This is a genomic window from Acinetobacter colistiniresistens (assembly GCF_000413935.1).
GTDB classification, from domain to species: domain Bacteria; phylum Pseudomonadota; class Gammaproteobacteria; order Pseudomonadales; family Moraxellaceae; genus Acinetobacter; species Acinetobacter colistiniresistens.
This window is the reverse complement of record NZ_KE340383.1, coordinates 1-26,708: the sequence shown is the minus strand read 5'-3', so window position 1 is coordinate 26,708 and position 26,708 is coordinate 1. Positions and strand designations below refer to the sequence as shown.

The 26,708-nt window shown below is 42.2% G+C and carries 29 protein-coding genes and 1 rRNA gene; 15 read left to right on the top strand and 15 right to left on the bottom strand.

Translation table 11 applies throughout. From position 1 onward, the window contains the following. Positions 1 to 53: 53 nt before the first annotated feature. A complete protein-coding gene (locus tag F907_RS02380) occupies positions 54 to 1,508 on the bottom strand; it encodes a coniferyl aldehyde dehydrogenase (protein ID WP_016653137.1) in 1,455 nt (484 codons plus the stop codon). A gap of 121 nt (positions 1,509 to 1,629) precedes the next feature. On the opposite strand from F907_RS02380, the gene F907_RS02385 reads away from it, so the two are divergent. The 5 genes from F907_RS02385 (at position 1,630) to F907_RS02405 (ending at position 5,300) form a co-directional block, all read left to right on the top strand. After that, positions 1,630 to 2,328: a TetR/AcrR family transcriptional regulator gene (locus F907_RS02385; protein WP_004655980.1), complete on the top strand. Its 699-nt coding sequence runs from the start codon at positions 1,630 to 1,632 to the stop codon at positions 2,326 to 2,328. Positions 2,329 to 2,412: 84 nt separating this feature from the next. Beyond that, positions 2,413 to 3,276: a formyltetrahydrofolate deformylase gene (gene purU / locus F907_RS02390; RefSeq protein WP_005278850.1), complete on the top strand. Its 864-nt coding sequence runs from the start codon at positions 2,413 to 2,415 to the stop codon at positions 3,274 to 3,276. 205 nt (positions 3,277 to 3,481) lie between these two features. Continuing rightward, on the top strand, positions 3,482 to 4,231 hold the full coding sequence (locus F907_RS02395) for an energy transducer TonB (RefSeq protein WP_016653136.1): 750 nt from the start codon (positions 3,482 to 3,484) through the stop codon (positions 4,229 to 4,231). 42 nt (positions 4,232 to 4,273) lie between these two features. After that, on the top strand, positions 4,274 to 4,894 hold the full coding sequence (locus tag F907_RS02400; RefSeq protein WP_005278855.1) for a MotA/TolQ/ExbB proton channel family protein: 621 nt from the start codon (positions 4,274 to 4,276) through the stop codon (positions 4,892 to 4,894). A 1-nt stretch (position 4,895) separates the two neighbouring features. Beyond that, positions 4,896 to 5,300: an ExbD/TolR family protein gene (locus F907_RS02405; protein ID WP_005278858.1), complete on the top strand. Its 405-nt coding sequence runs from the start codon at positions 4,896 to 4,898 to the stop codon at positions 5,298 to 5,300. Between the two features lie 50 nt (positions 5,301 to 5,350). Here the strand turns inward: F907_RS02405 and msrA are convergent, their stop codons facing one another. The 5 genes from msrA to thyA all read right to left on the bottom strand — a co-directional run bounded on the left by msrA (position 5,351) and on the right by thyA (position 9,031). After that, positions 5,351 to 5,875 carry a peptide-methionine (S)-S-oxide reductase MsrA gene (msrA, locus tag F907_RS02410; protein ID WP_016653135.1) on the bottom strand — a complete coding sequence of 175 codons (525 nt, stop codon included), beginning with the start codon at positions 5,873 to 5,875 and terminating at the stop codon, positions 5,351 to 5,353. Positions 5,876 to 5,976: 101 nt separating this feature from the next. Then, entirely contained in the window at positions 5,977 to 6,453 is a 477-nt protein-coding gene (locus F907_RS02415) for an META domain-containing protein (RefSeq protein WP_016653134.1), read from the bottom strand. Positions 6,454 to 6,578: 125 nt separating this feature from the next. After that, the gene (locus F907_RS02420) at positions 6,579 to 7,634 is read right to left on the bottom strand and encodes an Lnb N-terminal periplasmic domain-containing protein (protein ID WP_016653133.1); all 1,056 of its coding nucleotides are present in this window, start codon (positions 7,632 to 7,634) and stop codon (positions 6,579 to 6,581) included. Between the two features lie 18 nt (positions 7,635 to 7,652). Then, a complete protein-coding gene (locus F907_RS02425) occupies positions 7,653 to 8,162 on the bottom strand; it encodes a dihydrofolate reductase (RefSeq protein WP_016653132.1) in 510 nt (169 codons plus the stop codon). Between the two features lie 26 nt (positions 8,163 to 8,188). Then, positions 8,189 to 9,031, bottom strand: a complete 843-nt coding sequence (gene thyA, locus F907_RS02430) for a thymidylate synthase (protein ID WP_016653131.1) — start codon at positions 9,029 to 9,031, stop codon at positions 8,189 to 8,191. A gap of 171 nt (positions 9,032 to 9,202) precedes the next feature. Here thyA and F907_RS02435 point away from each other — a divergent pair, with 171 nt between their 5' ends. Continuing rightward, positions 9,203 to 10,027 (top strand): YwqG family protein, encoded by an 825-nt coding sequence (locus F907_RS02435; RefSeq protein ID WP_016653130.1) that lies wholly within the window; start codon positions 9,203 to 9,205, stop codon positions 10,025 to 10,027. 48 nt (positions 10,028 to 10,075) lie between these two features. On the opposite strand, the gene F907_RS02440 is transcribed toward F907_RS02435, so the two are convergent. The 3 genes from F907_RS02440 to F907_RS02450 form a co-directional block, all read right to left on the bottom strand. Continuing rightward, complete coding sequence (locus F907_RS02440; RefSeq protein ID WP_005239835.1) at positions 10,076 to 10,651, bottom strand: xanthine phosphoribosyltransferase; 576 nt, start codon at positions 10,649 to 10,651, stop codon at positions 10,076 to 10,078. Positions 10,652 to 10,739: 88 nt separating this feature from the next. Beyond that, a complete protein-coding gene (locus F907_RS02445; RefSeq protein WP_016653129.1) occupies positions 10,740 to 11,444 on the bottom strand; it encodes a DUF3108 domain-containing protein in 705 nt (234 codons plus the stop codon). A 196-nt stretch (positions 11,445 to 11,640) separates the two neighbouring features. Then, the gene (locus F907_RS02450) at positions 11,641 to 12,321 is read right to left on the bottom strand and encodes a hypothetical protein (protein WP_005278880.1); all 681 of its coding nucleotides are present in this window, start codon (positions 12,319 to 12,321) and stop codon (positions 11,641 to 11,643) included. A gap of 243 nt (positions 12,322 to 12,564) precedes the next feature. Here F907_RS02450 and F907_RS02455 point away from each other — a divergent pair, with 243 nt between their 5' ends. Further along, positions 12,565 to 13,452, top strand: coding sequence for an energy transducer TonB (locus tag F907_RS02455; protein WP_016653127.1), 888 nt, complete (start codon positions 12,565 to 12,567; stop codon positions 13,450 to 13,452). A 119-nt stretch (positions 13,453 to 13,571) separates the two neighbouring features. Here F907_RS02455 and F907_RS02460 read toward each other — a convergent pair whose 3' ends face one another. The 4 genes from F907_RS02460 to miaB all read right to left on the bottom strand — a co-directional run bounded on the left by F907_RS02460 (position 13,572) and on the right by miaB (position 16,997). After that, positions 13,572 to 13,871, bottom strand: coding sequence for an antibiotic biosynthesis monooxygenase family protein (locus tag F907_RS02460; protein ID WP_016653126.1), 300 nt, complete (start codon positions 13,869 to 13,871; stop codon positions 13,572 to 13,574). Between the two features lie 11 nt (positions 13,872 to 13,882). Then, a complete protein-coding gene (gene ybeY, locus F907_RS02465) occupies positions 13,883 to 14,368 on the bottom strand; it encodes an rRNA maturation RNase YbeY (protein WP_016653125.1) in 486 nt (161 codons plus the stop codon). 61 nt (positions 14,369 to 14,429) lie between these two features. Then, complete coding sequence (locus F907_RS02470; RefSeq protein WP_004655946.1) at positions 14,430 to 15,506, bottom strand: PhoH family protein; 1,077 nt, start codon at positions 15,504 to 15,506, stop codon at positions 14,430 to 14,432. Positions 15,507 to 15,545: 39 nt separating this feature from the next. After that, positions 15,546 to 16,997 (bottom strand): tRNA (N6-isopentenyl adenosine(37)-C2)-methylthiotransferase MiaB, encoded by a 1,452-nt coding sequence (miaB, locus tag F907_RS02475; protein ID WP_016653124.1) that lies wholly within the window; start codon positions 16,995 to 16,997, stop codon positions 15,546 to 15,548. Positions 16,998 to 17,213: 216 nt separating this feature from the next. Between miaB and F907_RS02480 the strand changes: the two genes are divergently transcribed. From F907_RS02480 to F907_RS02495, 4 genes are all read left to right on the top strand, one after another. Then, on the top strand, positions 17,214 to 19,205 hold the full coding sequence (locus F907_RS02480) for a lytic transglycosylase domain-containing protein (RefSeq protein ID WP_016653123.1): 1,992 nt from the start codon (positions 17,214 to 17,216) through the stop codon (positions 19,203 to 19,205). A 45-nt stretch (positions 19,206 to 19,250) separates the two neighbouring features. Beyond that, on the top strand, positions 19,251 to 19,919 hold the full coding sequence (locus F907_RS02485; RefSeq protein WP_005239824.1) for a ribonuclease T2 family protein: 669 nt from the start codon (positions 19,251 to 19,253) through the stop codon (positions 19,917 to 19,919). A gap of 167 nt (positions 19,920 to 20,086) precedes the next feature. After that, the gene (locus F907_RS02490) at positions 20,087 to 21,073 is read left to right on the top strand and encodes a malate dehydrogenase (protein ID WP_004655942.1); all 987 of its coding nucleotides are present in this window, start codon (positions 20,087 to 20,089) and stop codon (positions 21,071 to 21,073) included. A 158-nt stretch (positions 21,074 to 21,231) separates the two neighbouring features. After that, positions 21,232 to 21,474, top strand: a complete 243-nt coding sequence (locus F907_RS02495; protein ID WP_016653122.1) for a DUF2789 family protein — start codon at positions 21,232 to 21,234, stop codon at positions 21,472 to 21,474. A gap of 28 nt (positions 21,475 to 21,502) precedes the next feature. On the opposite strand, the gene F907_RS02500 is transcribed toward F907_RS02495, so the two are convergent. Together F907_RS02500 and F907_RS02505 are read right to left on the bottom strand one after the other, a co-directional pair. Next, complete coding sequence (locus tag F907_RS02500) at positions 21,503 to 22,030, bottom strand: hypothetical protein (protein ID WP_005278895.1); 528 nt, start codon at positions 22,028 to 22,030, stop codon at positions 21,503 to 21,505. Between the two features lie 79 nt (positions 22,031 to 22,109). Further along, the gene (locus tag F907_RS02505) at positions 22,110 to 22,733 is read right to left on the bottom strand and encodes a 2OG-Fe(II) oxygenase (RefSeq protein ID WP_016653121.1); all 624 of its coding nucleotides are present in this window, start codon (positions 22,731 to 22,733) and stop codon (positions 22,110 to 22,112) included. A 382-nt stretch (positions 22,734 to 23,115) separates the two neighbouring features. On the opposite strand from F907_RS02505, the gene F907_RS02510 reads away from it, so the two are divergent. From F907_RS02510 to F907_RS0118210, 4 genes are all read left to right on the top strand, one after another. Next, a complete protein-coding gene (locus F907_RS02510) occupies positions 23,116 to 23,973 on the top strand; it encodes a 23S rRNA (adenine(2030)-N(6))-methyltransferase RlmJ (RefSeq protein ID WP_005239816.1) in 858 nt (285 codons plus the stop codon). A 38-nt stretch (positions 23,974 to 24,011) separates the two neighbouring features. Then, positions 24,012 to 24,845, top strand: a complete 834-nt coding sequence (pssA, locus tag F907_RS02515) for a CDP-diacylglycerol--serine O-phosphatidyltransferase (RefSeq protein ID WP_016653120.1) — start codon at positions 24,012 to 24,014, stop codon at positions 24,843 to 24,845. 16 nt (positions 24,846 to 24,861) lie between these two features. Continuing rightward, positions 24,862 to 25,923: a DUF6670 family protein gene (locus tag F907_RS02520; protein WP_016653119.1), complete on the top strand. Its 1,062-nt coding sequence runs from the start codon at positions 24,862 to 24,864 to the stop codon at positions 25,921 to 25,923. A gap of 411 nt (positions 25,924 to 26,334) precedes the next feature. Next, positions 26,335 to 26,708: ribosomal RNA gene (locus F907_RS0118210) — 16S ribosomal RNA — on the top strand; the annotation flags it as partial.

The following is a 26,708-nucleotide window of genomic DNA, read 5'->3' as shown; positions in this document are numbered from 1 at the left end:
AATTTGGTAAAAACAAGGCATGAACTGGTGTGATAGCTCATGCCTTAACCAGCTTAGCGAAATAGTGTTTTCAAAAGCAGTTTATGTGTGGCTTTATTATACGGCGGAAGGATGAATTTTAAACTGTAAAGTTTAGGGCTGACTGGATTCGACATCATTGAGCGTTCATGTGAGAAGCTAAAGAACCCTTCTTTACCATGATATTTGCCCATACCTGATGCACCAATGCCGCCAAATGGGAGGTCATCCTGTGCCACATGAGTCAGGGTCTGGTTGATCCCGAAGTGCCCTGAATGGGTACGGCTGGCCACATAATCTGCACGCGCACTATCAATATCAAAATAATAGAAAGCCAGTGGACGTGGGCGATGATTAATAAATTGAAGTGCTTCTTCGATATGTTCGTACTCTAAAATAGGCAGAATTGGACCGAAGATCTCATTCTTCATAATCTCCATTTCCGTGGTCACACCTGTTAATAAGGTTGGTGCAATCTTACGAACTTCAGTTAAAGACTCATTTTTGGCATTCAGTTCAACAATGGTCGCACCTTGATCGCGCGCATCTTCCAAATAGCCTTGCAGGCGGTTGTACTGCTTGTCATTCACAATCGAAGTATAGTCGTTATTGTCACGTAGGCTTGGATACATGGTGGTCACAAAGTCATTGTAGTGCTTGGTGAACTCGGCAGTTTTGCCTTTAGGCAGGAACATATAGTCTGGTGCAACACAGGTTTGACCCGCATTCCAGAGTTTACCGACAGCAATACGTTGTGCCACATCACGAATGTTCATGGCCGAATGAACTAGTGCAGGGGACTTGCCGCCAAGTTCTAGAATCACTGGAACAAGATTTTCAGCAGCAGCAGCCATCACTGTTTTACCGACAGAGGTTGAGCCCGTGAAAATCATTTTATCGAATGCCAGATGGCTGAATGCATCTGAAATAACACCACCACCGTTAACAACCGCGACCAATTCTTGAGGAAAAGCTTCTGCCATTGCATTTTCAAGTACATAGCCAAAGTTTGAAGATGCACTCGAAATTTTAATCATGGCATGGTTGCCTGCGGCCAAGGCACAAATCAACGGCCCCACTGAAAGTAATAAAGGATAATTCCATGGCGCAATGATGCCGATCACGCCCAGCGGTTGATATTCTACCCACCCTTTTGCTGGTTGGTGTAACATGCTGATATGGCGTTTAGATGGTTTCATCCATTCGGTTAAGTTCTTGCTATAGTATTTAATATGTTCTAGACAAGTCAGAACTTCACCAATTTTGGTTTCCATCACGGCGCGATTGCCGTAGTCTTGACTAATTGCGTTAGCAAATTGATCTTGATATTTTACCAAGATACTTTTAAGTCGAGCTAAGCGTTCAATACGTTCTTTGGCGCTTGGCACAGGATGGCGTTGGTAAGCTGCTTTTTGCTGCTCAAGCAAATCATGTAGCCGTTTCACATCAGCATGAGGTGTCATAGCGGTTGTTTTTGTTTGACTGTTCATAGGAGTGGACCAAAAGAAAGCTTATTATTTTTTAATTTTTAGAGTAAATACTCTAAAGTGTCAAGTCGCTTTATAGGTTCGTTTTATAACCTATTGATAATGTTATAGATGGTTAAAATCAATGTCGCACGCTAAACCGAACAAAACAAAAGATAGAATTTTGCAAATCAGTTTGCAGTTGTTTAATGAGCGTGGAGAGCGTTCGGTTACAACCAATCACATTGCGGCTGAGTTGGGGATTAGTCCTGGCAATCTGTACTATCACTTCCGTAATAAGCAGGAAATTATTAAGGAACTGGCACAGCAGTATCAGGCTGAAACCTTGGAAATGTTGGCTTTACCAACAGATCGTCCCTTAAATGCCAACGATAAAATCAGTTATTTTCAGGTACTGAGTAATCAGCTTTGGGCCTATCGCTTTATTCATCGTGATGTTTATCATCTTGTTGAAAATAATGAAGACTTTCGGAAGATCTATCCGCGTTTTGCTGGTCAGGTCATGCAACAGGGCCAGAAAATTTATCGTGCCTTTGTGGATGCCGGTCTGATGAAAATGACTGACTCGGAAATTGAAGCCTTGATCATCAATTTATGGATTGTGCTGACCAACTGGACCAACTTCTTATATATGTCGGGGCATATCAGCGATAACAATCGTCTCGAAGAAAAATGGGTCTGGCAGGCATTGCGACAAATGGTGTTCTTGGAAGGTCCGTATTTAATGGGTGAAAGTCGCCAGACTTATGAACAGTTGCTTAAATCACTGGGACCATCGGATTTGTTTGCCAGCTTATCTAATCTTAAAAATGATGACGAGTGAGCCTTAGCTATTTAGTCAGGGGCAAAAAAGGGTTAGAATGCTCGGCTTGATTTTAATTTGATTCGAATAAGTGATATTAACCAAATGAACACGACTACAGCCCACACAGCACGATTACTGATTACTTGTGAAGACAAGCCGGGGATTGTGCAAGCCGTATCGAGCTTTTTGTATCATCAGGGAGCAAACATTACCGCACTTGATCAGTACGCGACAGAAGCTCAAGGCGGGCGTTACTTTATGCGTGTTGAGTTTGAACTTGATAATTTGCCGTCTCGTAAAGAAGCATTAATGCAAACTTTTGCTGCAAATGTTGCTGAACGCTATGGTATGCAATGGAAACTGAATTTTGTCGGTGAACTGAAAAAAGTTGGTATTCTGGTTTCTAAAGTTGACCATGCGCTGTTAGAGTTGTTATGGCGCCATGCACGTGGTTCATTGCCATGTGAAATTACCCAAGTGATTTCAAATCATCCAGATTTACGTGAATCGGTTGAAAATTTTGGTATCCCATTCCATGTGGTTCCTGTCAATAAAGACAATAAAGTCGAAGCCTATGCACAGATCAATGAGATGATGCAAGGAAATGACCTATTGATCTTGGCGCGTTATATGCAGATCCTGAGTGAGGACTTTGTAGCGCAATGGGAAATGAAGATCATCAATATTCACCATTCATTCTTGCCAGCTTTCGTGGGTGCAAATCCATATAAACAAGCCTATGAGAAAGGGGTGAAGTTGATTGGTGCGACAGCGCATTATGTCACGGCTGATCTCGATCAAGGCCCGATCATTGAGCAAGATGTTGAACGTGTGAGCCATGATTACAACGTTGAACAGCTACGTGAATTAGGTGAAGACGTTGAGCGTAATGTCTTGGCACGCGCTGTGAAATGGCATTTAGAAGACCGTATTATTGTCGACGGCAACAAGACCGTTGTTTTCTAAGTTACAGCCTTAATTCTATTTAAAGAGAACATGCCGAAAGGCATGTTTTTTTATGCCTATTTTTAAAAGCTTAGCAAATATACAAGAAAAAACGGTTGCAAATGAAAACACTTCTCATTTATTATTACGACACTTTCATTGTTCTATCCGATGAGTGAAATCGTTTTTTTGAAAGCGTCACCATCTATTAGGTACTTAGATTCTTATGAGTCAATCTCCTGCTACATTCAACACGCCACACCCGATGAAAAAGAAGATCATCGCTGCCTTAGTTGCAGTTGTGATTGGACATGTAGGCGTTCTGTGGGCGGTGAGCCACATGAAAACGATTGAGTTAAAACCAGTCGAGAAAGAGCCGCTTAAGGTAAAGTTCGTTAAAATTAAAGAGCCACCTAAGCCGGAACCGCCAAAACCGAAAGAAAAGCCAAAGCCTGAACCTAAAAAAGAAGTGAAGGAAGTGAAGGTCGTTGAAAAACCTTTGCCTCCACCGAAAAAGATTGAAAAGGTTCAACAGGTCAAAGAGGCGCCAAAACCTGTGCTTCAGAAAACTGAACCTAAGGTTGAGCCAAAAGTTGAAACAAAAATTACGACGACAGTGACTGAAAAAGTGGTTGAGAAACCGCAACCTGTTCAGGAAGTCGCCAAACCGCAACCTGCTGCTGATCCATCGCCAAAACGCGTATCGATTGGTGGTTCAGGCGTACAGTGGAGTCGTTCACCGAAATTATCTGTAACAGCGAAAGATTTAGATAACCAAACACGTTCAGTGATGGTCATGATCGAAGCGGATGAAAAAGGTAAAATTACCAATGCACGGGTGACTCGTAGCAGTGGTTTACCGAGTTTAGATGAAAAAGTTTTACGTGCTGTCAGAAGTGCGAAATTTAAACCGTATATGGAAAATGGTGTTGCTTACCCAATTCGAGCAGAGCAACCGTTTGATCTTAGTCCTTAATAAATTTGAGTCCTTGCGACAGATTAAATCAGGAGTTCGTATATGAACTTTTCAGTTTATTGGCAACATGCAGATGCAGTAAGTAAAACGCTGTATTTCATCCTATTAGCAATGTCGATTGCGACGTGGACTATTTTCATTCTACGCCTATTAGGAACACGCCAATTAAAACAACAGGCTTATAATCAACTCGTTCAAGCGCTGGCTGCACTTAAATCAAAGTTACAGCCTTTATCGTTTGAACAACGTAAGGCTGTTGCTGAACAAGCCTTGCTTCGTCAGATCTCTGCTGAAAAATCTCAAGCAGAAAAAGGTGTATCTGTGCTTGGAACAATTGCTTCACTGGCACCGTTTGTGGGTTTGTTCGGTACAGTGTGGGGTATTTTCCACGCGCTGGTTGCAGTGGGTAAGAGTGGCCAAGCAGGCTTGGCTCAAGTGGCAACACCTGTAGGTGAGGCGCTGATTATGACAGGTCTTGGTCTTGCAGTCGCAATTCCAGCAGTTATGGCCTATAACATCTGTGTACGTTTCAACCGTGGCTTGGCGCATGATTTACAAGATCAAGCACACAGCCTGTTAATTGACACCATGTTGCAGCAAGAAACAGCGGCAAAGACAGAAACTAAAGCGACTCAACAAAGTTTAGTTGGAGGTCAAGCTTAAGATGGGCTTTCAATTGGGTGAAGACCACGACACTGGCATGAATGAGATGAATCTCATTCCTCTGATCGACATCATGTTGGTATTGATGATTATCTTTTTAGTCACAGCAACGGTTGCTAACCCATCAATTCCACTAAGTTTACCAAAAACAACTGCTGAAATTGTTGATCCTCCACCAAAAGCCATTACCATTAGTATTAATGACAAGGGCGAGGTGGCTTGGGATGCGCAAATTATTAGCCTCGATGAGCTAGAAAAGCGTTTCCAGGAAGCGGGTCAGGCTGAGACAAAACCGACGGTGCAGTTACGTGCTGACAAAGAATCAAAATATGATACGGTTGCACAAGTGATGTCTCGTGCCAGTGAAGCGGGTTTAAGTGATATTGCGTTTGTCAGTGAAAACTAAGACAACGTCGTACATAAAAAAAGCAACTCATTGAGTTGCTTTTTTTATGCTTATTCATCTTTGAGCAGATCAAGATACTTGGCACGGAGTTTAGAGAGCTTAGGGGGAATACTAAAGTTGCAGTAGCCTTGTGACGGGTTACGTGCAAAGAAGTTCTGATGATACTCTTCCGCAGGGTAGAACGTCGGTACTGGGCTGAGCTCAGTTACGATATTCAGTCCTTCATTTTCCAGACTGTGAATGACCTGCTCAGCTTGCTGCTTCTGTTCATCATTGAAGTAATAAATCACAGAGCGGTATTGTGTTCCAATGTCATTGCCCTGACGGTTCAGCGTGGTTGGATCATGTGTGGTAAAGAACACATTTAACAATTGTGTATAGCTGATCTGCTGCTCATCGAAATCAATCAGAACAACTTCAGCATGTTGAGTTGTACCTTGACAAACCTGCTCATAAGTCGGATTTTGACTGACTCCACCCGCATAACCACTCACCACTTTTTCTACACCTTTGAGTTGTAGAAATACTGCTTCTACACACCAAAAACATCCACCACCAAATAGTGCCTGTTGCATATAAGTCCCCAAATTCTAAGAATGCTATTAACTTAAACGAAGTGGTTAAAAAGTAAAAGCCCGTGTTTGAAACGAGCTTTTACATTATTGTGATTTGGAAATTAAGGCAGTGGTTGAATCACTGTAACGAAACTCACAAGAACCTTGCCTGATGTGTCCATGAATTTAAGTTCATGTCCTTTAAGTTCGTAGCTGGTAGTGCTTGCTAAAGCATTTGCATATTGTCGAGAGAGCGCGCTGTTGTCTTTGCCGATACAGGCCATCATGGTTGAAGCAATTGGGCCTAGGCGTAAGATAGCGCCTTGGCTTTCAAAGCTACCTTGAATATGATTACAGCCGTCTGCACCAAAGAAACGTTTGCCTTTGGCATCGAACTGAATTGCAGGGCGTTTGCTAGAAAGCTCATTGCTCTTAATTTCTACACCATTGATCTGGGTTGCAATCCAATTACGGTTATAGAGGCCGATGCTTTCTTTTTGTGAGGCATTCGGTGAGGTGTGGAGAGATTCTGTGGTTGCACAGCCCGTCATTGCGACTGCAATTGCTAAAGTACATGTTGTTAAAAAAGGCTTTAACATAAAATTTAAGTCCAAATCATTGTGTTTCTATGCTTGGTATTAGAATAAAACAACATGGACTGGAGCAGGATATTGCGTATCCTTTTGTAAATGTCCAGATGCCTTTAATAAAATGGGTGGGAAAATCACTCAGTTTTGGGTAGGCCTGAGCGAATGATCTGAGAAAAGTATTCACTACTTTGATTGGCTTGTTGCTCATATTGCTCAGCACGTGGATTGATATGCGCCAAGCGATACCATTCTTTCATGCTGTAGTTTTGATTGAGGGCTTTCAGATCGTAGAGGTAATTGGGTAAATAACCTGAAGCCAATAACCGGTAGTCTTTAGGTAAGCGCTGTGGATTAATTGCTTGAACCATGTCAAAGACCAGCGTGGTGCAGTTACTGGTCAAGGTATTGTACCATTTGGCTTCGGCACGCAGTTCATCTGCTTTATGCAGATATTCAATAAACAGGGCTTTGCGTTCAGCTGTAGGCATCCTGATCGGGAATAAGTAGACTTGTTCATGGCGAACATTACTGCGCGTATAGATCAGATCCTTTTCATCTGAAGCAACTAAACTGAGTTCGTATTTACGGAAAAAGCCACCAATCGCAGAAAAGTCTTCACCTTTTTCCTTACGAATTTCAATCGAGAACACCAATGGCTTTTGATCAGAAAAATCGAAACTGACCAGCGTATGGGCAATCTGTGGTCCCATCCAGTAGGAGGTAATGACATTGATGCCCGTGATTTTATTCAGATTAATGCTGCGATCTTCCCAATGAATGTCATAGCTGCCATCGGCATGCCAGTCAAAATTTCGCACATTATGCAGCTTGACCAGATCACCCTTCTTTTCATAGCTCAGTTGTTCTGCAACCTCAGGATTCCAATCCCGATCTTGTCTTGCCTCTAAGGAAAAATACCAGACTAAGGCACACGCAAAGGCGACACAATAAATAATGATGTCGGTGCGGCGACTTATCAAATGACCACTGACATAGACACCAATCAAGCTGAGTGCAAATAAGGCCCATAGCGCAATGACGGCTCGACTGAAAAAACTGCCTAAGGGTTGTTGAATCCATAAAGCAAGACAGAGCCAGACACTTGAGAGGATCACGCACAAGGTAAACAGACTGTGTAAAAGCCCGATGCCTAAAGCGATGAAAAACTCACGTGATCCAATATTGTGCATGGCAAGCGCGATCCATTTTTATTTTTGGTAGGTCGCAAACTCAAAAGTAACCCCTGATTTCTCATCAGTATGCTGTTCCGAGTTTACTTTGCGAAAGTCATCGGAGATTTCTGGGTAATGCGCATCACCTTGAACATCGAGATCAACGTGAGTTAATTCTAAACGATCCGCAATGGCGAGCGTTTGAGTAAAAATCTCTCCACCTCCAATAATAAATAAGGCGGCTTTTTCTGAATGTTGCACGTCTGTAAGTGCGCCATTGAGAGCGGCTTCTATACTATGTGCAACTTTAACGCCTTCAAATTGCCAAGCGGGATCTCGGGTAATGACCCAATTCACGCGATTTGGCAGAGTACGACCCATCGACTCAAGCGTTTTACGCCCCATAATCACCACACCCCCTTGGGTAATGGCTTTAAAGTGCTTCAGGTCAGCAGAGATATGCCACGGCAAAGCATTGCCTTTGCCGATACAGTGATTTTTATCCATTGCGACTACGTGGACAACTTCAGTGCCTTGCCATGCCATTTTTATATTCTCTCTAACTAACCGATTTAAACTGCGACAGGTGCTTTGATTGCAGGGTGTGACTCATAACCGACAATTTCAATATCTTCAAATTTGAAGTCAAATATATCGGTAATCTCAGGGTTCAATTTTAATTCACACAGCGCTAAAGGTTCACGTGACAGCTGTAATTGTGCCTGTTCAAAGTGGTTGGCATAGAGATGAGTATCTCCGCCTGTCCAGACAAAATCCCCTACACCTAAGCCACAGACTTGCGCAATCATATGGGTGAGTAGGGCATAGCTGGCGATATTAAATGGTACACCTAAGAAGACATCGGCACTGCGTTGATACAATTGGCATGACAGTTTGTTGTCTTGTACAAAAAACTGGAACAAGGTATGACAAGGCGGTAAGGCCACTTTGCCTGCTTCATTGGGGTTCCAGCCAGACACGATCAAACGACGTGAATTTGGATTGGTCTTGATTTCATTGATCAACCATTTGATCTGATCAAAACCATTCTGCTGATAGCTGCCATCTTCATTTTGAGCTGCGCCAAAGTTACGCCATTGATGACCATAAACTGGCCCAAGCTCACCCTCAGGACGACCAAAACGTGCTGTTTGCTCGGCAGTTGCCCATTCATCCCAGATGCTTACTTTATTGTCTTTGAGATATTGAACGTTGGTATCGCCTTTAAGGAACCAGAGTAGTTCGATCACAATCGAACGAAAGTGGACTTTCTTGGTGGTCAGTAGCGGGAAACCTTTGGAAAGATCAAAGCGCATCTGATGACCAAATACTGAACGTGTACCTGTGCCTGTGCGGTCACCTTTGTCGCCGCCATTGTCCAAGATATGTTGTAAAAGGTCTAAATATGTACGCATTGTCATTCCTACCGCAGATTTTGCCTGGGCTCATCTTATCAGAATTTATGTCAGAAATAATGCTGCAATTACGCGTCAGCTTTTGTCGTGGGAAGCAGGTTGGCTGCTATCTGATTTTATTTACTTGTTTTATAGTAGATTCTATAAATAAGTAGAGGGATCACCAACAGAATGAATTTTAAAGTAGAGGCTTTGCCGAACAGTTTGCAGCCATATCTAGAAAAAATTTCGTCCACAATTCAACCTACAGTCACCATGCAACTCAACGCTAACGATAACTTGAGTGTATGGCAGAGCAAGGTGGGGGGAGTACCCTATTTGCCTTTGGATGCGACTTATCCAGTCGATTCGAATGGCAAGCCATTGGCTTTATTGGCGCAATTGAATTTTGCCGAAATTCCAAGTTTGCCCAATTTCCCAGATCAGGGGATTTTACAGTTTTATATCGCTGCTGATGATCTGTATGGAATGAACTTTGATGACCAACAGCAGCAATCAGGCTTTAAAGTGTTGTACTTTGATCAGGTCATTGCCGATGCTTCACAATTAAAACAAGACTTCGCTGAAGTTCAGTTGGGAGAAGATGATTATTTGCCCTTTACGGGACAATACTCGATTGAGTTTGCTTTAAGCACTCAGCCGATCAGTTTGGGCGATTTTGCTTTTGCGCCGAAAATTTTAGGGGTTGAAGACCTTTATGATTTTGAAGATCAATTTGAAGGTGGTGATTTCGAAGATGATTTTATCGAACCTTATGATGAAGTCGCTTCCGCAAGTGGGCATCGTTTAGGCGGTTATCCTTATTTTACCCAAACTGATCCACGTCAATATAATGAAAAAGTTCAAGATTATGTGCTGCTATTCCAGCTCGATACCGATGATGCCGAAAACGAGATTATGTGGGGGGATTCAGGCGTGGGGAATTTCTTTATTCATCCTGAAGACTTAAAGAAACGAGATTTTTCCAAAGTGCTGTATAACTGGGATTGTTGTTAAATAAAAAAGCGGATGAGTAATCATCCGCTTTTTTATGGGTCTTAAATCTTATTCAGTAACAAAAGTAACTTTGCCGCCTTCTAAAGATTTAACGCGTGCTAACGACTCAACGCGATAGCCTTTTTCCAGCAGTACGTCACGGCCTGGCTGGAATGATTTTTCAATCACGATACCGACACCAACCACTTCTGCTTTGGCTTGGTGAATCAAGTCGATTAAGCCAAGTGCTGCTTGACCATTGGCCAAGAAGTCATCAATCACCAGTGCTTTATCACTTGAGCTGATGTGCTTGTTTGAAATGGCAATGGTACTTTCAGTTTGTTTGGTAAACGAGAACACTTTAGAACGGTAAAGATCGTCTTTCAGTGTTAATGACTGGTACTTACGCGCGAAAATGACAGGAACGCCAAGTTCTAAACCTGCCATGATTGCAGGTGCAATACCTGAAGCTTCAATAGTAATGATTTTAGTAATACCTGCATCTTTAAAGCGAGCGGCAAACTCTTTACCAATCAGCTGCATTAACACAGGATCGATTTGGTGGTTTAAGAAAGCATCAACTTTCAAAACCTGATCAGATAGAACGATACCTTCATTTAAGATTTTCTGTTCTAAAGCGTACACGGGAGAATCCTCTAAACGGATGCTTGTTCAAGCAAAGGCATATTTTAAAAAGCATCGAAAAAAATGCAAGCCAAAATTGACCAGATGCTTAGTTTGTTTTACCCGAATAGCCTGTTAGTAACAAACCATATGATGATTTTCCGTCATTATGTGCCATTTTGACTGGAAGATAGTCAAGCTTTGGTGCTAACCAGAACACGGTATTTCGCTCAGGCTTGTCGTGCTGCATCACCACTTTGATGGTGCTAAATGTACCATAAGGGGTCTTGATGTTTTCAGTACCCTGTTTCACAAAGCGACGTTCATCAATAGCTTTGGCATCGGCAATCAGATATTTGGTTTTCAGCGAATTGTTTTTCAAGTCCTCACGGATTTGCAACTCTGCATTCAGCTCATCCAGCGCTCCGGCCTGCCATGCAAATGAGCGCGCCGTATCATCTTTTTTCGTATTCACAACCTTAGTGCTTGGGTTGAAATTAATACTCATGCTATTGCTATGAATCAGGATTTTGCTGCTACGGCTAAATTTTTGTGAGTTGATCTTATTGTCAGCAAAACTAAATTGGCTGGTTTCAGAAGCAGAGGCGATACCGCCTGCTTTGGCACTGAATTGATAGGTCCAGTTATTGCCTTGCTGTGACAGGGTACGTGTGGCAGAGCCGAGATTTTTATTGTTATAGCTGAATTGATAGCTGGCTTGGAAGGGTGCCATTGCCAGTGCATGACTAGATAAGCCTGCACTAAGAAGAGTTGCAGAAGTAATACCCAGTACTTTTAATAATTTCTTTGTCATAACACTCTATCCTTTGAATGATACTAAAGTGAATCATTCATTTATCATTACGATTTAGAGATATTATGCCTGTAGATTATGAAGAAAAGATCAGGTTTTTTACTGAGCGCATGTTAATTTTTCGTATAAATCATGAAGATGTGTATTTTTTCGTGGCATATTGTGCACCATAAAGATATGCCACAAAGCATCGAATTTACTTTTTGCTGTCTTTTTGCTGGATAGGCGTGACTTCACTGTCTGCTAAGTCATCTTCATCAAAGTCATCCTCATTGGAGGGTGATAAAATTGCGGCGAGATTGACGTTGCCCCAGACAATCAGTTCAGCAGGACGAACTCTGGCGCGATTGACATGGACTTTGCTCAGCGTTTCAATAATGCTGGCTTTTTTACCCAACCAGCGGTTTAGGTCAAGATAAAGCAAGTCATCTTTCACTTTGACCACTTCAAAGTGTTCTAATATTTTACCGAGTGGATCTTCTTCACGAAATTTTTGGTAGTACCAGATCGCCACATAAAAGCCCCACTTCTGCAAGATGTTCTTGAATTTGGCTTCAATCACTTGAGTGTTACTGATTTGCTCGAATACCATCAGCTGGACATTTTGATTCATTTCCATTTGAATCAATTTTAAATCGACCGAAAGCGTGGTATGCAAACCTTTCACATCTAAAGTGGTATATAAGCGTAACCAGCCATCATATAGATCGGCATGCAGGTCTTGCATAATGCCGACATTTTCGGTGACATAACGCTCCATGGTCGCATTTACAAAAACTTGCGAAAGTGAAAATTCTCTTTCTTCTTCGATGAATTCTTCTGCTTTTTGGTAAACTTTACGTAGACGTTTAGCAACGGATGAAATTAGCGTTTGCATAAAAGTTGTTCCAGAAAGTGAATTGATGAGCCAAACAATGCCGCAATCTTTGTATTCACTAAAAAATAAAAATAAATTTCTAACTTGCAGTGTAGCAAAATTAATTGCTACATTTTCATAAAATGATGGTATGGAAACACTGTAACCATAAGTGGATCACATTTTTGTAAAAAATTGAATATTGGTTGGGTTTTTGTACGGTGCTACCGTTGGGGATGGGACATTCTTTGTCACTTAAATACCATGTGGAATAAAATAAATTTTCGTTCAGAGCTGTCTCCTTATTGGTGGCAAGATCCCATTTTTATTGGGGCAGTGGTGTTGGCGATGCTGCTGCATGTTGCTGTGCTCGCCATTCAATTTACCATGCCATCGCCATCTGACACCTCAACCAAAGAAATTGCGGTAACCGTTCGTCCGAGCCAAGAAAAAGTTAAAGAGGCTGATTTTTTAGCACAAGCAGATCAACACGGTTCTGGTGACTTTCGCGAAGCGCATCGGATGTCGAGTGATATGCCTGCGCCGATGCAAGCCGATGCGACCACGGGTGAGAAAGAGTTAGAAAGTCTGGAAAAAATTCAGCAAAAACGAGAATTAAAATTTGAAGAAAAAGTGTTGATGACGGTTTTAAGCTGGCAAAAACAAGCAGAACAGAGTGAGCGTAAAAAGACTTTGGATGATCTACAAAGTCAGTTTCAGGCTAAAGCGGCTATGATCGCGAGCTTGGAAGCACAATATTTACAACGGCAACAAAACTTTAGCCGTAAACAGCGTATTAAAACCGTCGATGGCATTCAAGCCAAGCAAGATGCATCCGCCGCTTATCTGGATAAATTCCGTCAAAAAGTCGAGCTGTATGGCAACCGCTACTATCCAGATGAGGCGAAACAGCAGCATTTGGCCGGTGAGGTTCGTTTGATGGTGATTTTAAATGCCGAAGGAGGCATCCGGGCCATTCGTCTGATTGAAAGCTCTGGTCATACAATTTTAGATGAAGCGGCGAAAGCTTCTGTGCGTCGTGGTGCACCCTTTGGTCCATTTGATGCAGCGATGAAAAAAGATATTTCTGAGTTGCGGATCATTCGAACCTGGCGTTTTGATCCTGTGGATGCTGAGTTTGAAGTGCATTAATAACATTTTTGAGTGATAACGTAGAAATAGAGCATTGAGTCTTTCTTCGAGTTTGAGAAATAAAAAACGGCTGAATCTAGCCGTTTTTTTATTCAATATGTGGATAAGTTTGTGTTTATTCACAAGCCATTTTGACTTGAATAAGCACGTTCAACTGTGCAGATTTCGACACTAAAATCCTGATACCATTTTTCTTTGCCTAATCGCTGAGCAACCAAATGTTCTGCATCGCGTTGCCACTGCTTGATATCTTCAAGACTGTTCCAGTAAGACAACGCAATTTCAAAGCCATTTTCACTACAGGCTTCAAACTTGATACAGTGGTACTCACTCAGAGCCTTATTTCTCAACTTCTGAGCCATGTCTGAGTAAGTTGTATCAAGCTGTTTGATGGTGGCTTTAAAAATAACGATATACATAGGACCTTGGATTAGCTTTCATCGGCTTGGTAAGGATTGGCAATGCCTAGTTTTTTTAGAATCTCAATTTCCAAAGCTTCCATTTCTTCAGCTTCAGCTTCACTGGTTTCATGATCGAAACCAAGCAAGTGTAAAACGCCGTGAACCAGTAAATGGGTGAAATGATCGCTTGGCGTTTTTTGTTGCTCGGCCGCTTCTTGTAAAACCACAGGAATACAAATCACCAAGTCACCGAGTGGCTCGGCCTCCAGTAAACTCAACATTTCCTCAGGAATATCACTTGGAAAAGACAGCACATTGGTCGGTTTGTCTTTTTCACGGTATTGCAGATTGAGTTCATGGCTTTCAGCTAAATCAACACAGGCAATTCCGATTTCACAATTGACATCAAAACCGACGTGACGTAGTGCAGTTTCGATATTTTTTTTGATTTGACCACGTTTGAGTGGCAACTCAGCAGCTTGAAAGTCTTGTTGAAGACTTAAATTGATTTTCAAAGTAGATCCTTAAAATCGTCCCCCTAAGATGCGACTAAAGCATCTTAGGGGGAGTGGGGGGCTAAATGTGTTGCGCATCAGCTGCAGAATCATTTTCTGCAATCAGTGCTTCTTGTTTGGCTTTGCGTTCGGCGCGGGCTTCAGCAGACAGGCGTTGCTGTTCACTATCCCAACCTTCGTAAGCTTCAACAATTTTTTGTACCAATTGATGTCGAACCACATCACGTGAATGGAAACGGGTGATATGAATCTCATGGACATTTTCAAGGACACGTAATGCTTGTGCTAAACCTGATTGTTGCCCACGAGGCAAGTCAACCTGCGTCACGTCACCTGTAATCACCGCACGTGAACCAAAACCTAAACGGGTCAGAAACATTTTCATCTGTTCAGGGGTGGTGTTTTGTGCTTCATCTAAAATGACGAAAGAATGATTTAGGGTGCGTCCGCGCATATAGGCAAGCGGAGCAACTTCAATCACTTGACGTTCAATCAGTTTGGCGACTTTTTCAAAGCCCAGCATTTCATACAGGGCATCGTAAAGTGGGCGTAAGTAGGGGTCAATTTTCTGGGTAAGATCACCGGGTAAGAAACCGAGCTTTTCACCTGCCTCAACGGCCGGACGAACCAGTAAGATTCGCTGGATTTCATTACGCTCCAGCATATCAACCGCAGCAGCAACGGCCAGATAGGTTTTACCTGTCCCGGCTGGGCCAATACCGAAGGAAATATCACTTTGTAAAATACGTTGTACGTAGCGTTTTTGATTGGCGCCACGTGGGTTAATTCGCCCTTTGCGGGTCTGTAACCAAACACTGTCGAGACCTGTATGTTCCTGATCTGAATCATCCATCAGTTCACGATCCGTCTGTGAACCTTGGATCATCAAATGAATCACATCGGCACTAATTTGTGAGGAAATTTCTGATTCTTGATAGAGCCGTTGCAATAGTGCTTCGGCTCTTTCGACCGCTTCTATATCACCATCGAGATAAAAGGCATCGCCACGGTGAGTAATTTTGACATCTAAACGTTGTTCGATTTGTTTTAAATGCCCGTTATACGCACCGAGCATGCTTTTCAAACGTTCCAATTGAATCTCAGGGAACGTTACTGTACGTCGAATCGCTGCAGTCAAGATAAACCCTTTTTGTTGCTCTGTAGGAATACCCTTACATTACGCCACGTCAGGTTCAAGATTCAAGAGTTCTCCGTAAACTAAATTTAAAGTTTTAATTTCCGTGATCTCAATCTCTGCGAAACGCCCAATCCACGTGGCATCACCGATAAATGTCACTAAACGTGTATTGTCCGCTGTACCAATTAAAACATTTGGATCTTTATCAGAAACCTTCTCAATCAGCACACGCTCAATTTTACCGAGCATGGCATCGGTCTTATCGATACTCGAGCGTTTAATCACGTCTTGTACTTGAGCAAGACGGTCTTTTTTCACTTGCTCTGGCGTACTGTCTGGTAAATCAGAGGCAGGTGTACCTGGGCGTTTAGAGTAAACAAAACTATAAGAATGGTCGAAATCTAGATCTTTAATGAACTGTAAGGTTTCGGCAAAGTGCTGATCTGTTTCGCCAGGGAAACCGATAATGAAATCGCTAGATAAATGCATATCCGGACGGACTTTACGTAACTTGGCAATTTTATCAATGTAGACATCAATGGTGTGGTTACGTTTCATCGCTTGCAGTACATCGTTTGAACCACTTTGTACAGGCAGATGCAAGTGCGAAACCATTTGCGGTAAATCACGGTAGCATTGAATTAAATCTTCAGAGAATTCAAGCGGGTGAGAGGTGGTATAGCGTAGACGGCCAATCCCTGGAATTTCAGCCACTAAGCGTAATAATTCTGGGAAGGTACAAATTTCACCTTCAAAGGTTTCACCGCGATAACCATTTACGTTTTGACCGAGTAAGCTGATCTCACGTACGCCTTTTTCAGCTAAGCCAGCGATTTCTGCCAACACATCATCCAATGGACGAGACACTTCTTCGCCACGGGTATAAGGGACCACGCAGAATGAACAGTACTTCGAGCAACCTTCCATGATTGAAACGAATGCCTTGAAGCCTTCGACACGTGGTTCTGGCAAAAAGTCGAACTTTTCAATATCGGGGAAAGAAATATCAACCAATTTGATTTTTTCTTTCTTTGGTTTTTCAATTTGGGCGTGATGCTGATCTAGCATTTGTGGCAAACGGTGCAGTGTCTGTGGGCCAAAGATCATATCCACATAAGGCGCACGTTTTTGAATGTTGTCGCCTTCTTGCGAAGCAACACAGCCGCCCACACCAATGATGAGATCGGGATTCTGTTCTTTCAATTTGCGCCAGCGACCTAAGCCACTGAATACTTTCTCTTGTGCTTTTTCACGAATTGAGCAGGTATTCATCAGCAGAATGTCTGCTTCATTTGGATTGTCAGTGAGCACATAGCCATGTGAATCACCTAACAAATCTGCCATACGATGACTGTCATACTCATTCATCTGACACCCTTGAGTTTCAATAAACAATTTCTTGATTGAAACATCAGCGGTGTGCATTGGCTGGGTAACAGTGTTTTCTGAAGCAGCTTTTACAGCACTGGGAATGAATGTTTGAACCGTCATGCAGGCTCCTAAACAAGGTGGATTTAAATAAACGGCGGATTATAGCAGTATTTTAAACGGAACGCAGAGAATAAAAAACTGACAAAAATGGACAGTTTGTGAATAAAATTGTGTGAATTTTAATGAATATGAATCAGTAATTTACATAACACAACAATAGTGGAAGGCGAGACTTATTACACTATAATGGCTGGGCAAAATTGAGCATAGATATTGATGAAGATGAAAAAGCAGCGTGATTTTAGAACAACCCTAACTCATAAATTGAATAACAAGAAGAGCTTCCGTTGTTTTATTGCAGTGGGGGGCGTGATTGCCTGCTCGTCTGTCTATGCTTTAGATGAACAATTTAATGATGCGTTGCGTGCTGCCAATGCAAATAATACGGCTTTGCTTGATCAATACCAATTCGAAATGCAGAACGATGCTTTAGGTTATTACCCTGAATATTGGAAACTGAATACCAATCTGGGTTTTCAACCTGCATCTTCAATTATTAGCTATGCGCAACGCTATCCACAATCGGCGATGGCAGAAAAACTTTCTGCCGATTATGTCGAAGAAAAAGTCAAGCTCGGTAACTTCGCTGATGCCAAGCCTGTACTGAGTTATGTCACCAATCCAGATCAAGAAGAAAGTTGTGCTGTTGCGCAAGTCCGTGCCAAAACAGGCGACAGTCTGGTTTTTGCTGAATATAAAGACATTTGGCTTACCACCAATTCTCAGCCTGAAGCTTGTAATGGTTTAGGTCGCTTGATGTTGTCTAGTCCTTTAATGACCACTCAAGATCGTCAACAAAGACTCTGGGGGCAACTGCGAGCAGGTCAATCAGGCCCAGCGATTGCCACAGCTCAAACCATGGGCTTGAATCTTTCTTTAGCACAGTTCAATCAAATTCAAGCCAATCCATTGGGTTATTTGTGGAGTGCACCGAAATCAAATGATGCCGATTATGCCTATTTGATTTTTGCTTTAGGCCGTGTTGCTGATAGCGATTTAACCAATGCCTTGGGCAATGTGCAGCGTGCTGCTCAGGATGTGCCGCAGCCAGTCCAGCAGTATTTGTACCGTACCATTGGTTATGTCGGTGGTACGACAGTGATGAAAAATGGCTTTAATCGTGAAGTCTTAAATGCCTATGACCAAAGTTATGGTTATCCATTGAGTCCGGAAGAGGCAGAGATTTATGCGCGTCAGGCGATTCGCTTTGGGGCTTGGGAAAGTTTGATTCGTGCGATTGATGCGATGTCAGTCACGCAAAAGCAGGAAGATCGTTGGCAGTATTGGTTGGCACGTGCATCTGAGCAACGTTCTGATGGCGGATCGAAACAGGCTGCACAACAGATTTATCGCAAATTGGCACAGGGTGGCGATGATTACCATAACCTGCTGGCAAAAGACCGCTTAGGTGAACGTTATAATCATCAGCCATATAACGAACAGCCAAGTACGCAAGATATACAACGTTTAAATCAAAATATTCATTTTAGACGTGCATTTGCACTCAGAGATGTTAATGCACCTGCGAACTATACCAACCGTGAATGGAACTGGGCAGTGCGTCAAGCGTATTTGCAACACGACGATGGTCTGCTTTTAGCCGCTGCAAAACGTGCGCATGATATGGGTTGGTATGATCGTGCCATTTATGCCGCTGATCGCACCACATCGCGCCATAATGATACCTATCGTTTTGCCACACCGCATCGTAGCAATGTGACCAGCCATAGTTACAATGCAGGTATTGATCCAGCATGGGCCTATGGTTTAATGCGCCAAGAAAGCCGTTTTGTGACTTCTGCACGTTCGCATGTTGGGGCAGGAGGCTTGATGCAGATTATGCCGAATACTGCAAAACTGATCGCAAGACAAATGGGTGAAACTTATAACCCGGCAGCCTTGAGTGAGATGAATACCAATATTCGTTATGGCACCTATTATCTTTCGATGATTCAAAGTCAGTTGAGCGGTAATGCGGTATTGGCAACAGCAGGTTATAACGCGGGCCCAAATCGTGCACGTCGCTGGCAACCTGATGCCCAGAATATGGCAGCGGATCAATACACAGAAACCATTCCATTATTGGAAACACGTGACTATGTCAAACATGTCATGACCAATGCTACCCATTATGGTGTGGTATTAGGGCAAGGTGCACAATCGTTGGAAAAACGCATGAGCACGATTCCGGTACGCAGTGGGCCTTAAGACACAGCCAGATGTTTAAGTGAAACAATGAAGTTTTTGCATTTGATGAAATCAATCCAGTTACTCAAAACGCAGTTGATGAGCGTGGCACAGATATTAAGCTGTGCTGCAATCTTCTCTTTTACTGCGCCATCGCACGCTGCGAGTAATCCTGATGTTGCTGGTTATGTCATGCATGTACAAATGACACCGGCAGCATGCTCTTTTGACTCGTCAAGACAAAAGCAACGTAAATGTCTGGAAGGTTATTCACTGACCATTGCCAGCCTATTGCCTGAAGTACCTTTAAACCGGGATTGCTCAACTAAAACTTCTGCCAAGTTATCACCGTTGCAGGCAAAAGTAGTTGCACGTGTCATGCCTGATGAAAATGCGCGCATACAGTTATGGCAAGATGTGGGTGGTTGTATGCCAATGAATGCCAGCCAATATTTTAGAACCATTATTAACTTTGCAGAACGTTTGAAAATCCCTGCAGATTTGACCAGCCCCAATACGATTGAAGTACAGAAAGAAAATCTCAGACAGCAATTTGTCAAATTGAATCCTTCATTACCACCGAATGGAATTCGCTTTACTTGCCAGTCATCGAGATTTGATTCGGTCTTGACCGAAATTCGGGTGTGCTATCAGAAAAATGGTCAATATAAACAATGCGCAAGCCATATTGTGACGGGCTGCCCAAGTGAATTTACAATTAAAGGCAGTTACTAGGTATTTACCTAGTTTGATTTGTATTTTCTATTAGACTTTCGTTGAAATTCATTCTCTTTTACATGCATCTGTATTCGCTTTAGAGTACAATCTTTGCCGTTTATGATAATTCGATTGAATAATAATAGCGTTCAATCGTGCAAACGCATCTCATTGGAGAATATCACATGAAGCAACCCGTTCGTGTTGCCGTTACAGGCGCTGCTGGTCAAATTGGTTATAGCTTATTATTCCGTATCGCAAGCGGTGAAATGTTAGGCAAAGATCAACCAGTCATTTTACAATTGCTTGAAGTTCCTTTTGAGAAAGCTCAACAAGCGCTTAAAGGCGTGATGATGGAACTTGATGACTGTGCTTTCCCATTATTGGCAGGCATGATCGGGACTGATGATCCTAAAGTTGCATTCAAAGATGCTGACTACGCGTTATTAGTTGGTTCTCGCCCACGTGGTCCTGGTATGGAACGTGCGGACTTGTTAAAAGTGAATGGCGAAATCTTTATTGGTCAAGGCCAAGCACTCAATGAAGTTGCGAGCCGTGATGTTAAAGTATTGGTTGTTGGTAACCCAGCAAACACCAATGCATACATCGCAATGAAATCGGCTCCAGATCTTCCAGCGAAAAACTTTACTGCAATGTTACGTCTTGACCACAACCGTGCCTTGACTCAACTTGCTCAAAAAGCTGGTGTGGCAGTTTCTGACATCGAAGACATGACTGTTTGGGGTAACCACTCTCCAACAATGTATGCGGACTACCGTTTTGCAACTGCAAATGGCGTAAGCTTAAAAGACAAAATCAACGATGCAGCATGGAACAAAGATGTGTTCCTTCCAACTGTTGGTAAACGTGGTGCTGCGATCATCGAAGCGCGTGGTTTGTCTTCAGCGGCTTCAGCTGCAAATGCTGCAATCGATCATATGCGTGATTGGGCGTTGGGCACTAACGGCAAATGGGTAACCATGGGTATTCCATCTGATGGTTCTTATGGTATTCCAGAAGGCGTAATGTTCGGTTTCCCTGTGACGACTGAAAACGGTGAATACAAAATCGTTCAAGGCTTAGAAATTGATGAGTTCAGCCGTGAGCGTATCAACTTCACGCTGAATGAGCTTGAAGAAGAACGTGCAGCAATTGCTGACATGGTTAAATAATTTATCTTTTTGATAAATTGAAAAGCACTCTCTTAGAGAGTGCTTTTTTTATGTCGTTTAAGAACAAAAAACAACAAGAAAAGATAGACCTATCGCTGCATCACAAGGCGATTTACTGTTAGATTATTTTGATAAAGGACATCACTTGGAGAATAACAATGTTTGAACAGCAACCGACACTTGAGCTTTTATTTGAACAACTCGGGCTTGGGGCAGATGAGGCAGCAATCGAAAACTTTGTGAGAACTCATCAACTGAGTGCCGACCAGAAGTTGCATGAAGCTGAATTTTGGAGTGCAGGGCAGCGTGATTTTCTCAAGAGTCATTGGGATAAAGATGATGAATGGGCGATTGTGATTGATGAGCTGAATCAGCAATTGCATGTGGACAGCACCAAGTAATCATTTTCAGATCAAAATAAAGCTCACATTAGTGAGCTTTATTTTGAATGAGGGTTTTAAACCAGTCTTCCTGCCGAAGTTGAATAAACGCAGGATGAAGCTGTAGTAACTCCAAGTCATGGTCTAGGCAAGATGTATATTTCTTTAACCAGTGACGAGTTAAAGCTTGTTCCTGTTTGGCTGCAGAGGCATAAGCCAAAAAGAAATAAACATCTAAATGCTCATGGTGTGCCAAAGGCTTCAAAATTTGCTGAGTGATCAGAGCAAAACGCTGTTCCTTGGTCAGCTCGAAATAAATCATATAGGCCTTGGCCAAATATAACGACAGATTTAAATACAAGCTTAACGGCATTTCGTCATATTCGATGCGTGCCTGTTCAAGCAGCACAATTGCTTCTTGTAAGAAGTGCAACTGTTCCTGACGAACATGACTGAGCATGACCAGTTGTAAACGCAGGTCTGCACGTTCTAAAGCAAGTTCAGGCGTATTGCCCTCTAAAAAGCGTTGGTCAGTTTCACCAATTCGAGCAATCACTTGTTTAGTTTCATTCGACATGTATTGATCCAAAATCGTCAGTTATGCGGGGTATATAAGGTTGTTTTTAGTAATTTAAAGGCTGAAAAATGAATACAGCCTAGTTATTCCAGATTGAACTGCCACTTCGTAACCATGCGGTGATCGAGAGGCGTTGCTGTTTGGAAAGCAATACTTCGTGTAAAACATCACTTTGAAAAATAGCCAGACGGTTGGGTTGTGGCTGAATGATATGCCATTGATCCTGCTTATCTTGTAAGCGTAATTGCCCACCCCATTCCTCTTGCCAGTTTTCATGCAAATAAAATACGGTTGAAATCATTCGGTCATTCTTTTGCTGCGGATTATCTCGATGCAAAGCATAAAATTCGCCTGCGTTATAACAGGCAAAATGAGCCTCAACTTCTTGAATACCTAAATAGAAGGCCTGATTTAATGCTTGAGATAAGTGTTCTAAAGTTTGTAAATGCTGTTGTGCAATGGGTAGTTGCTCATTAATCCATAAAATGTGATCACTGCGGATATGGCTGACGACGCCATTTTGTATCCCTGCTGCTCTGAATTCGGCAAGATGAGTGCTACATTCATGTGCAAGTGCTTGTACATATTCATCTGAATACACTTGATCAATTAAGGCAAAACCAAATTCATTTAAATCATTCAGGACTTGGTCCAAATTCCAGGACTGAAGATTGAATGCTTGGGGAAGAGAGGTTGCTTGCATGGCACTCCAGTGGCATCGGTTTGATTACAGGACAATTTTAGACGATCACATCAACGCTAAAGAATAATTTAGGGGCTGCTGATATTTCAACCATGCCTTGCGTTATAAGCTAAAACGACATAAACAAGGCAAGGAACGTAGGCAATGGCGATTCCCTTGTCAAGTTTCATAACGAAGTTTAGGGCAGTTTTAGCTATAACCCTTCGGGACTGCGACATTTTTTGCTGCTTCGGCGTTATGCTTTTCTCGTTTAGAATGCTAAATTTCGAAAACCATGCCTTGTATCAGCTGAAAAATGTCAACAGTCGCAAGCATCTGTGAAATGTCATCGGCCCCTATTTTCATGTTAAACTACCTGCTGAATTGAGGAATAATTGTTAACATGAATTACCGTCACCATTTCCATGCGGGTAACTTTGCCGATGTTATGAAGCATGTACTTTTGCTTCAACTGCTCGCTCGTTTAAATGCTAAAGATAAACCTTATCGATATATCGATACCCATGGTGGTGCAGGTAAATATGATTTATCTACGTCTGAAGCACAAAAATCAGGTGAATTCTTAACGGGTATCCATCGTTTGGTCAAGCTTGATGATTCGATTAAACGTAATGCGCCTGAAGGTGTAAAACAATATCTCAAAATTGTTGAAGATATGCGAGCAGGTTCGGGTAAAGGTGCTTATCCAGGCTCACCTTGGTTTGCGCTTGAAGGCATGCGTGAGATGGATAAAGCGACTATATTTGAAATGCAGCGTGATGTGTTTCAGCAGTTGTATTTTAATATTCGCGATAAACGTGCGGGCTTACATGAACGTGATTTTTATGAAGGCCTGATGGGGGTTATTCCGCCTAAAGAAAAGCGCGGATTGGTCATGATCGACCCTCCTTACGAAATCGAGCGTAAAGATTTTCCACAATTGGTTGAAATACTCCAAGCTGCACATAAAAAATGGCCAACGGGTGTATTTGCCGTATGGTATCCAATTAAAGATCGCGCGATGATTGAGCGTTTTGAAAAGAAAATGCTTAAAACTGGAATTCGCCGTCAGTTGATTTGTGAAATTTGTGTATGGCCAGATGACACGCCAGTTGGATTGAATGGTTGTGGTTTATTGGTAATTAACCCGCCTTGGAAATTCTCGGAAGATGCGGATCAAGCATTACAATGGTTATTTCCACATCTACGTATGAATGAAACTGGTGGACATGCTGCTGTGCGTTGGTTGGTGGGTGAATAACCCATCAACATCCAAATATTCTCGAGGAATTGAAAATAATGACAAATTCTCTTAAACCTGATTCTGAGTTAAATAAAGATGATCATTCTTTTGATGGAATCACTTTTGAAGTAGAAGAAGAAGAGCATACGCACGAAGGACAAAAAGTGAAACGCCGTGGTATTTATTTATGGCCGAATCTAATTACAACGGCCGCACTGCTTTCTGGTTTTTATTCAATTATTGCCAGTATGAATGGAAATTTTAACCAAGCAATTTATGCCATTTTCTTGGCTGCATTGCTAGATGGTTTAGATGGTCGCGTAGCCCGTGCCATTGGTGCACAAAGTGCATTTGGTGAGCAATACGATTCGCTTTCTGACTTGTTGGCCTTTGGTGTTGCCCCAGCGATCTTGATGTATAGCTGGAGTTTGCATGATCTGGGGCGTATCGGTTTAGCTTGCTGCTTTATCTATACGGCTTGCGCAGCTTTCCGTCTAGCGCGTTTTAATGTACAGATTGGTGTGGTCGATAAGCGTTACTTTATTGGTATTGCCAGTCCACTTGCAGCGGTGACCGTGATTTCATTGGTCTGGGTAGGGCGTGATTACCCATTCATCTTTGATTTAAAAGATATTGTGATTCAGGTGATTAACTCAGTGGTCATGGTTGCGGTGGGTTTATTGATGATTTCCAACATCAAGTACTATTCATTTAAACAAATGGATCGTAAGCGTGTACCTTTCGTCGTGATGTTACCTGTGGTCTTGATTTTTGCTGCAATCACGTACAACATTCCTGTAGGGATACTGATTGTCTGTATCATCTACGTCCTTTCAGGATTTGTAACGACACTATTTGCCAAAAAAAATGATGCCAAAATAACAAGTTAAAATACGGAGGTTCAGTATGCCAATATTGATGAATAACAATCAATTAAAGCAGCTGAACCTCAATAAGTCAGATGCTTTAACCTTTCACCCACCTAAAGGCTTATTTAAGATCGTCTATCAGGCTTTGATCTTGCCCAATTTACCTGAACCCTTTCATTATTTAAATTTTATTAGCCTAATCGGCCAACCTCGCATCCCCATTTGTTATAACGCCAGTGCCATTACCACGACTGCAATTGATACTGCGACCGTTTTAGTTGCCAGTAGTTTATCAACAGTCGGACATCTCAAAAGTTATAGCGCCAAAGAGCAGTGCCAATTAGAGCAAGATCGTTATCAGTTTTTGGATGTCGATCATATTCAGGTGGATTTCCCTAATTATTATTTTAAGCGTGATGATGAAGAATTCAGTTGCCAGCTCAAAGTAAATATTGGTACAGACATTGAAAACCATTCGGCTTTGCAATGGGGAGTCGGGGATTACTGGTATGTGCGTTGCCAATGTGAAGGTGAAATCACCTATAAAAAACAAAAATATCAAATTGAGGCGCAAGGAATTTTAAAACATGCCCGAGCCATCTATTTACCTTTTATTGCTTTTCACTTTTTTACCTATCAAATTATTCAGGTCAATTCAGACTTTCAGATCATCTTGTCTGAACTTAGAAATCAATGGAATAACATCATTTTTTCTCGCATTGAAATTCAGTCGAATGAACAACATTCTGTACTTTATGATCATCAAGTGATTTTTGATGTCAGCCGTGTTTATCCAAAGGTGCAAACACCGAATGGACGTGACATGTATTTACCACGAGAATTTATCTGGCAATATTCGGAAAAGGATGAAGTTGTCTTTCAATTGAAAGCCCAAAGTCGGGGCGATTATAAATTTGGTTTGGCTGCAGGCTATGTGGGCAGCTTTCACTATCAACTCTTATGGGGAAATGAAAACTATGAGGGCACTGGATACTGTGAATATATCGATTGCAGGCCGTTACACTGGCAAGAAAAAAATAAAACTGAGCAAATAATCGACCAAATCGCACATTTTCAGCCGTATTTGTGTAAAAAATAATCGGTCGATGCAATAATTTAAATAAATTTGAATAAAGCAGTTGCAACGGGTCAGAAATGCTGTAGAATGCACATCCATCGGCGGTGATGCAGATAAAAACTTGTTGAGAAACAAGGATTTGGCTTAAAGTGGTTGAATTCTTGGGTTGATTGATAAGTTTGATAAATATCTAAATTACCTGTTGACTTTTAAGAAATTGAGAGTAATATAGCCGACCTAGCTTGATGATGACGAATCATCGAGAAGATCATTAAGAGAATAGAAGAACAACTTGTGTGGATTTTTACTGGTTGATCAATCGAAAATATTTCATTGATTGAAGAGTAGAAATTTCTCGAAGTTTATTTGAGCGAATTTTTAGTCAGAAAATTGATGAGCCAAGATTTGTAGCCATAAGCTACTAATGATTTTAAACTGAAGAGTTTGATCATGGCTCAGATTGAACGCTGGCGGCAGGCTTAACACATGCAAGTCGAGCGGGGAAGGGTAGCTTGCTACCTAACCTAGCGGCGGACGGGTGAGTAATGCTTAGGAATCTGCCATTTAGTGGGGGACAACATTCCGAAAGGAATGCTAATACCGCATACGTCCTACGGGAGAAAGCAGGGGATCTTCGGACCTTGCGCTAAATGATGAGCCTAAGTCGGATTAGCTAGTTGGTGGGGTAAAGGCCTACCAAGGCGACGATCTGTAGCGGGTCTGAGAGGATGATCCGCCACACTGGGACTGAGACACGGCCCAGACTCCTACGGGAGGCAGCAGTGGGGAATATTGGACAATGGGCG

What these genes read in the sequence shown, in the direction of transcription:
- F907_RS02480 (WP_016653123.1), top strand. Translation starts at nt 17,214, where the DNA reads ATGAAGATGAAAAAGCAGCGTGATTTTAGAACAACCCTAACTCATAAA.
- F907_RS02415 (WP_016653134.1), bottom strand. Translation starts at nt 6,453, where the DNA reads ATGTTAAAGCCTTTTTTAACAACATGTACTTTAGCAATTGCAGTCGCA.
- miaB (WP_016653124.1), bottom strand. Translation starts at nt 16,997, where the DNA reads ATGACGGTTCAAACATTCATTCCCAGTGCTGTAAAAGCTGCTTCAGAA.
- F907_RS02395 (WP_016653136.1), top strand. Translation starts at nt 3,482, where the DNA reads ATGAGTCAATCTCCTGCTACATTCAACACGCCACACCCGATGAAAAAG.
- F907_RS02420 (WP_016653133.1), bottom strand. Translation starts at nt 7,634, where the DNA reads ATGCACAATATTGGATCACGTGAGTTTTTCATCGCTTTAGGCATCGGG.
- F907_RS02400 (WP_005278855.1), top strand. Translation starts at nt 4,274, where the DNA reads ATGAACTTTTCAGTTTATTGGCAACATGCAGATGCAGTAAGTAAAACG.
- F907_RS02485 (WP_005239824.1), top strand. Translation starts at nt 19,251, where the DNA reads ATGAAATCAATCCAGTTACTCAAAACGCAGTTGATGAGCGTGGCACAG.
- F907_RS02510 (WP_005239816.1), top strand. Translation starts at nt 23,116, where the DNA reads ATGAATTACCGTCACCATTTCCATGCGGGTAACTTTGCCGATGTTATG.
- thyA (WP_016653131.1), bottom strand. Translation starts at nt 9,031, where the DNA reads ATGCGTACATATTTAGACCTTTTACAACATATCTTGGACAATGGCGGC.
- F907_RS02445 (WP_016653129.1), bottom strand. Translation starts at nt 11,444, where the DNA reads ATGACAAAGAAATTATTAAAAGTACTGGGTATTACTTCTGCAACTCTT.
- pssA (WP_016653120.1), top strand. Translation starts at nt 24,012, where the DNA reads ATGACAAATTCTCTTAAACCTGATTCTGAGTTAAATAAAGATGATCAT.
- F907_RS02435 (WP_016653130.1), top strand. Translation starts at nt 9,203, where the DNA reads ATGAATTTTAAAGTAGAGGCTTTGCCGAACAGTTTGCAGCCATATCTA.
- F907_RS02460 (WP_016653126.1), bottom strand. Translation starts at nt 13,871, where the DNA reads ATGTATATCGTTATTTTTAAAGCCACCATCAAACAGCTTGATACAACT.
- F907_RS02385 (WP_004655980.1), top strand. Translation starts at nt 1,630, where the DNA reads ATGTCGCACGCTAAACCGAACAAAACAAAAGATAGAATTTTGCAAATC.
- F907_RS02380 (WP_016653137.1), bottom strand. Translation starts at nt 1,508, where the DNA reads ATGAACAGTCAAACAAAAACAACCGCTATGACACCTCATGCTGATGTG.
- F907_RS02455 (WP_016653127.1), top strand. Translation starts at nt 12,565, where the DNA reads ATGTGGAATAAAATAAATTTTCGTTCAGAGCTGTCTCCTTATTGGTGG.
- F907_RS02495 (WP_016653122.1), top strand. Translation starts at nt 21,232, where the DNA reads ATGTTTGAACAGCAACCGACACTTGAGCTTTTATTTGAACAACTCGGG.
- F907_RS02505 (WP_016653121.1), bottom strand. Translation starts at nt 22,733, where the DNA reads ATGCAAGCAACCTCTCTTCCCCAAGCATTCAATCTTCAGTCCTGGAAT.
- msrA (WP_016653135.1), bottom strand. Translation starts at nt 5,875, where the DNA reads ATGCAACAGGCACTATTTGGTGGTGGATGTTTTTGGTGTGTAGAAGCA.
- F907_RS02490 (WP_004655942.1), top strand. Translation starts at nt 20,087, where the DNA reads ATGAAGCAACCCGTTCGTGTTGCCGTTACAGGCGCTGCTGGTCAAATT.
- F907_RS02405 (WP_005278858.1), top strand. Translation starts at nt 4,896, where the DNA reads ATGGGCTTTCAATTGGGTGAAGACCACGACACTGGCATGAATGAGATG.
- F907_RS02425 (WP_016653132.1), bottom strand. Translation starts at nt 8,162, where the DNA reads ATGGCATGGCAAGGCACTGAAGTTGTCCACGTAGTCGCAATGGATAAA.
- purU (WP_005278850.1), top strand. Translation starts at nt 2,413, where the DNA reads ATGAACACGACTACAGCCCACACAGCACGATTACTGATTACTTGTGAA.
- F907_RS02520 (WP_016653119.1), top strand. Translation starts at nt 24,862, where the DNA reads ATGCCAATATTGATGAATAACAATCAATTAAAGCAGCTGAACCTCAAT.
- F907_RS02500 (WP_005278895.1), bottom strand. Translation starts at nt 22,030, where the DNA reads ATGTCGAATGAAACTAAACAAGTGATTGCTCGAATTGGTGAAACTGAC.
- F907_RS02450 (WP_005278880.1), bottom strand. Translation starts at nt 12,321, where the DNA reads ATGCAAACGCTAATTTCATCCGTTGCTAAACGTCTACGTAAAGTTTAC.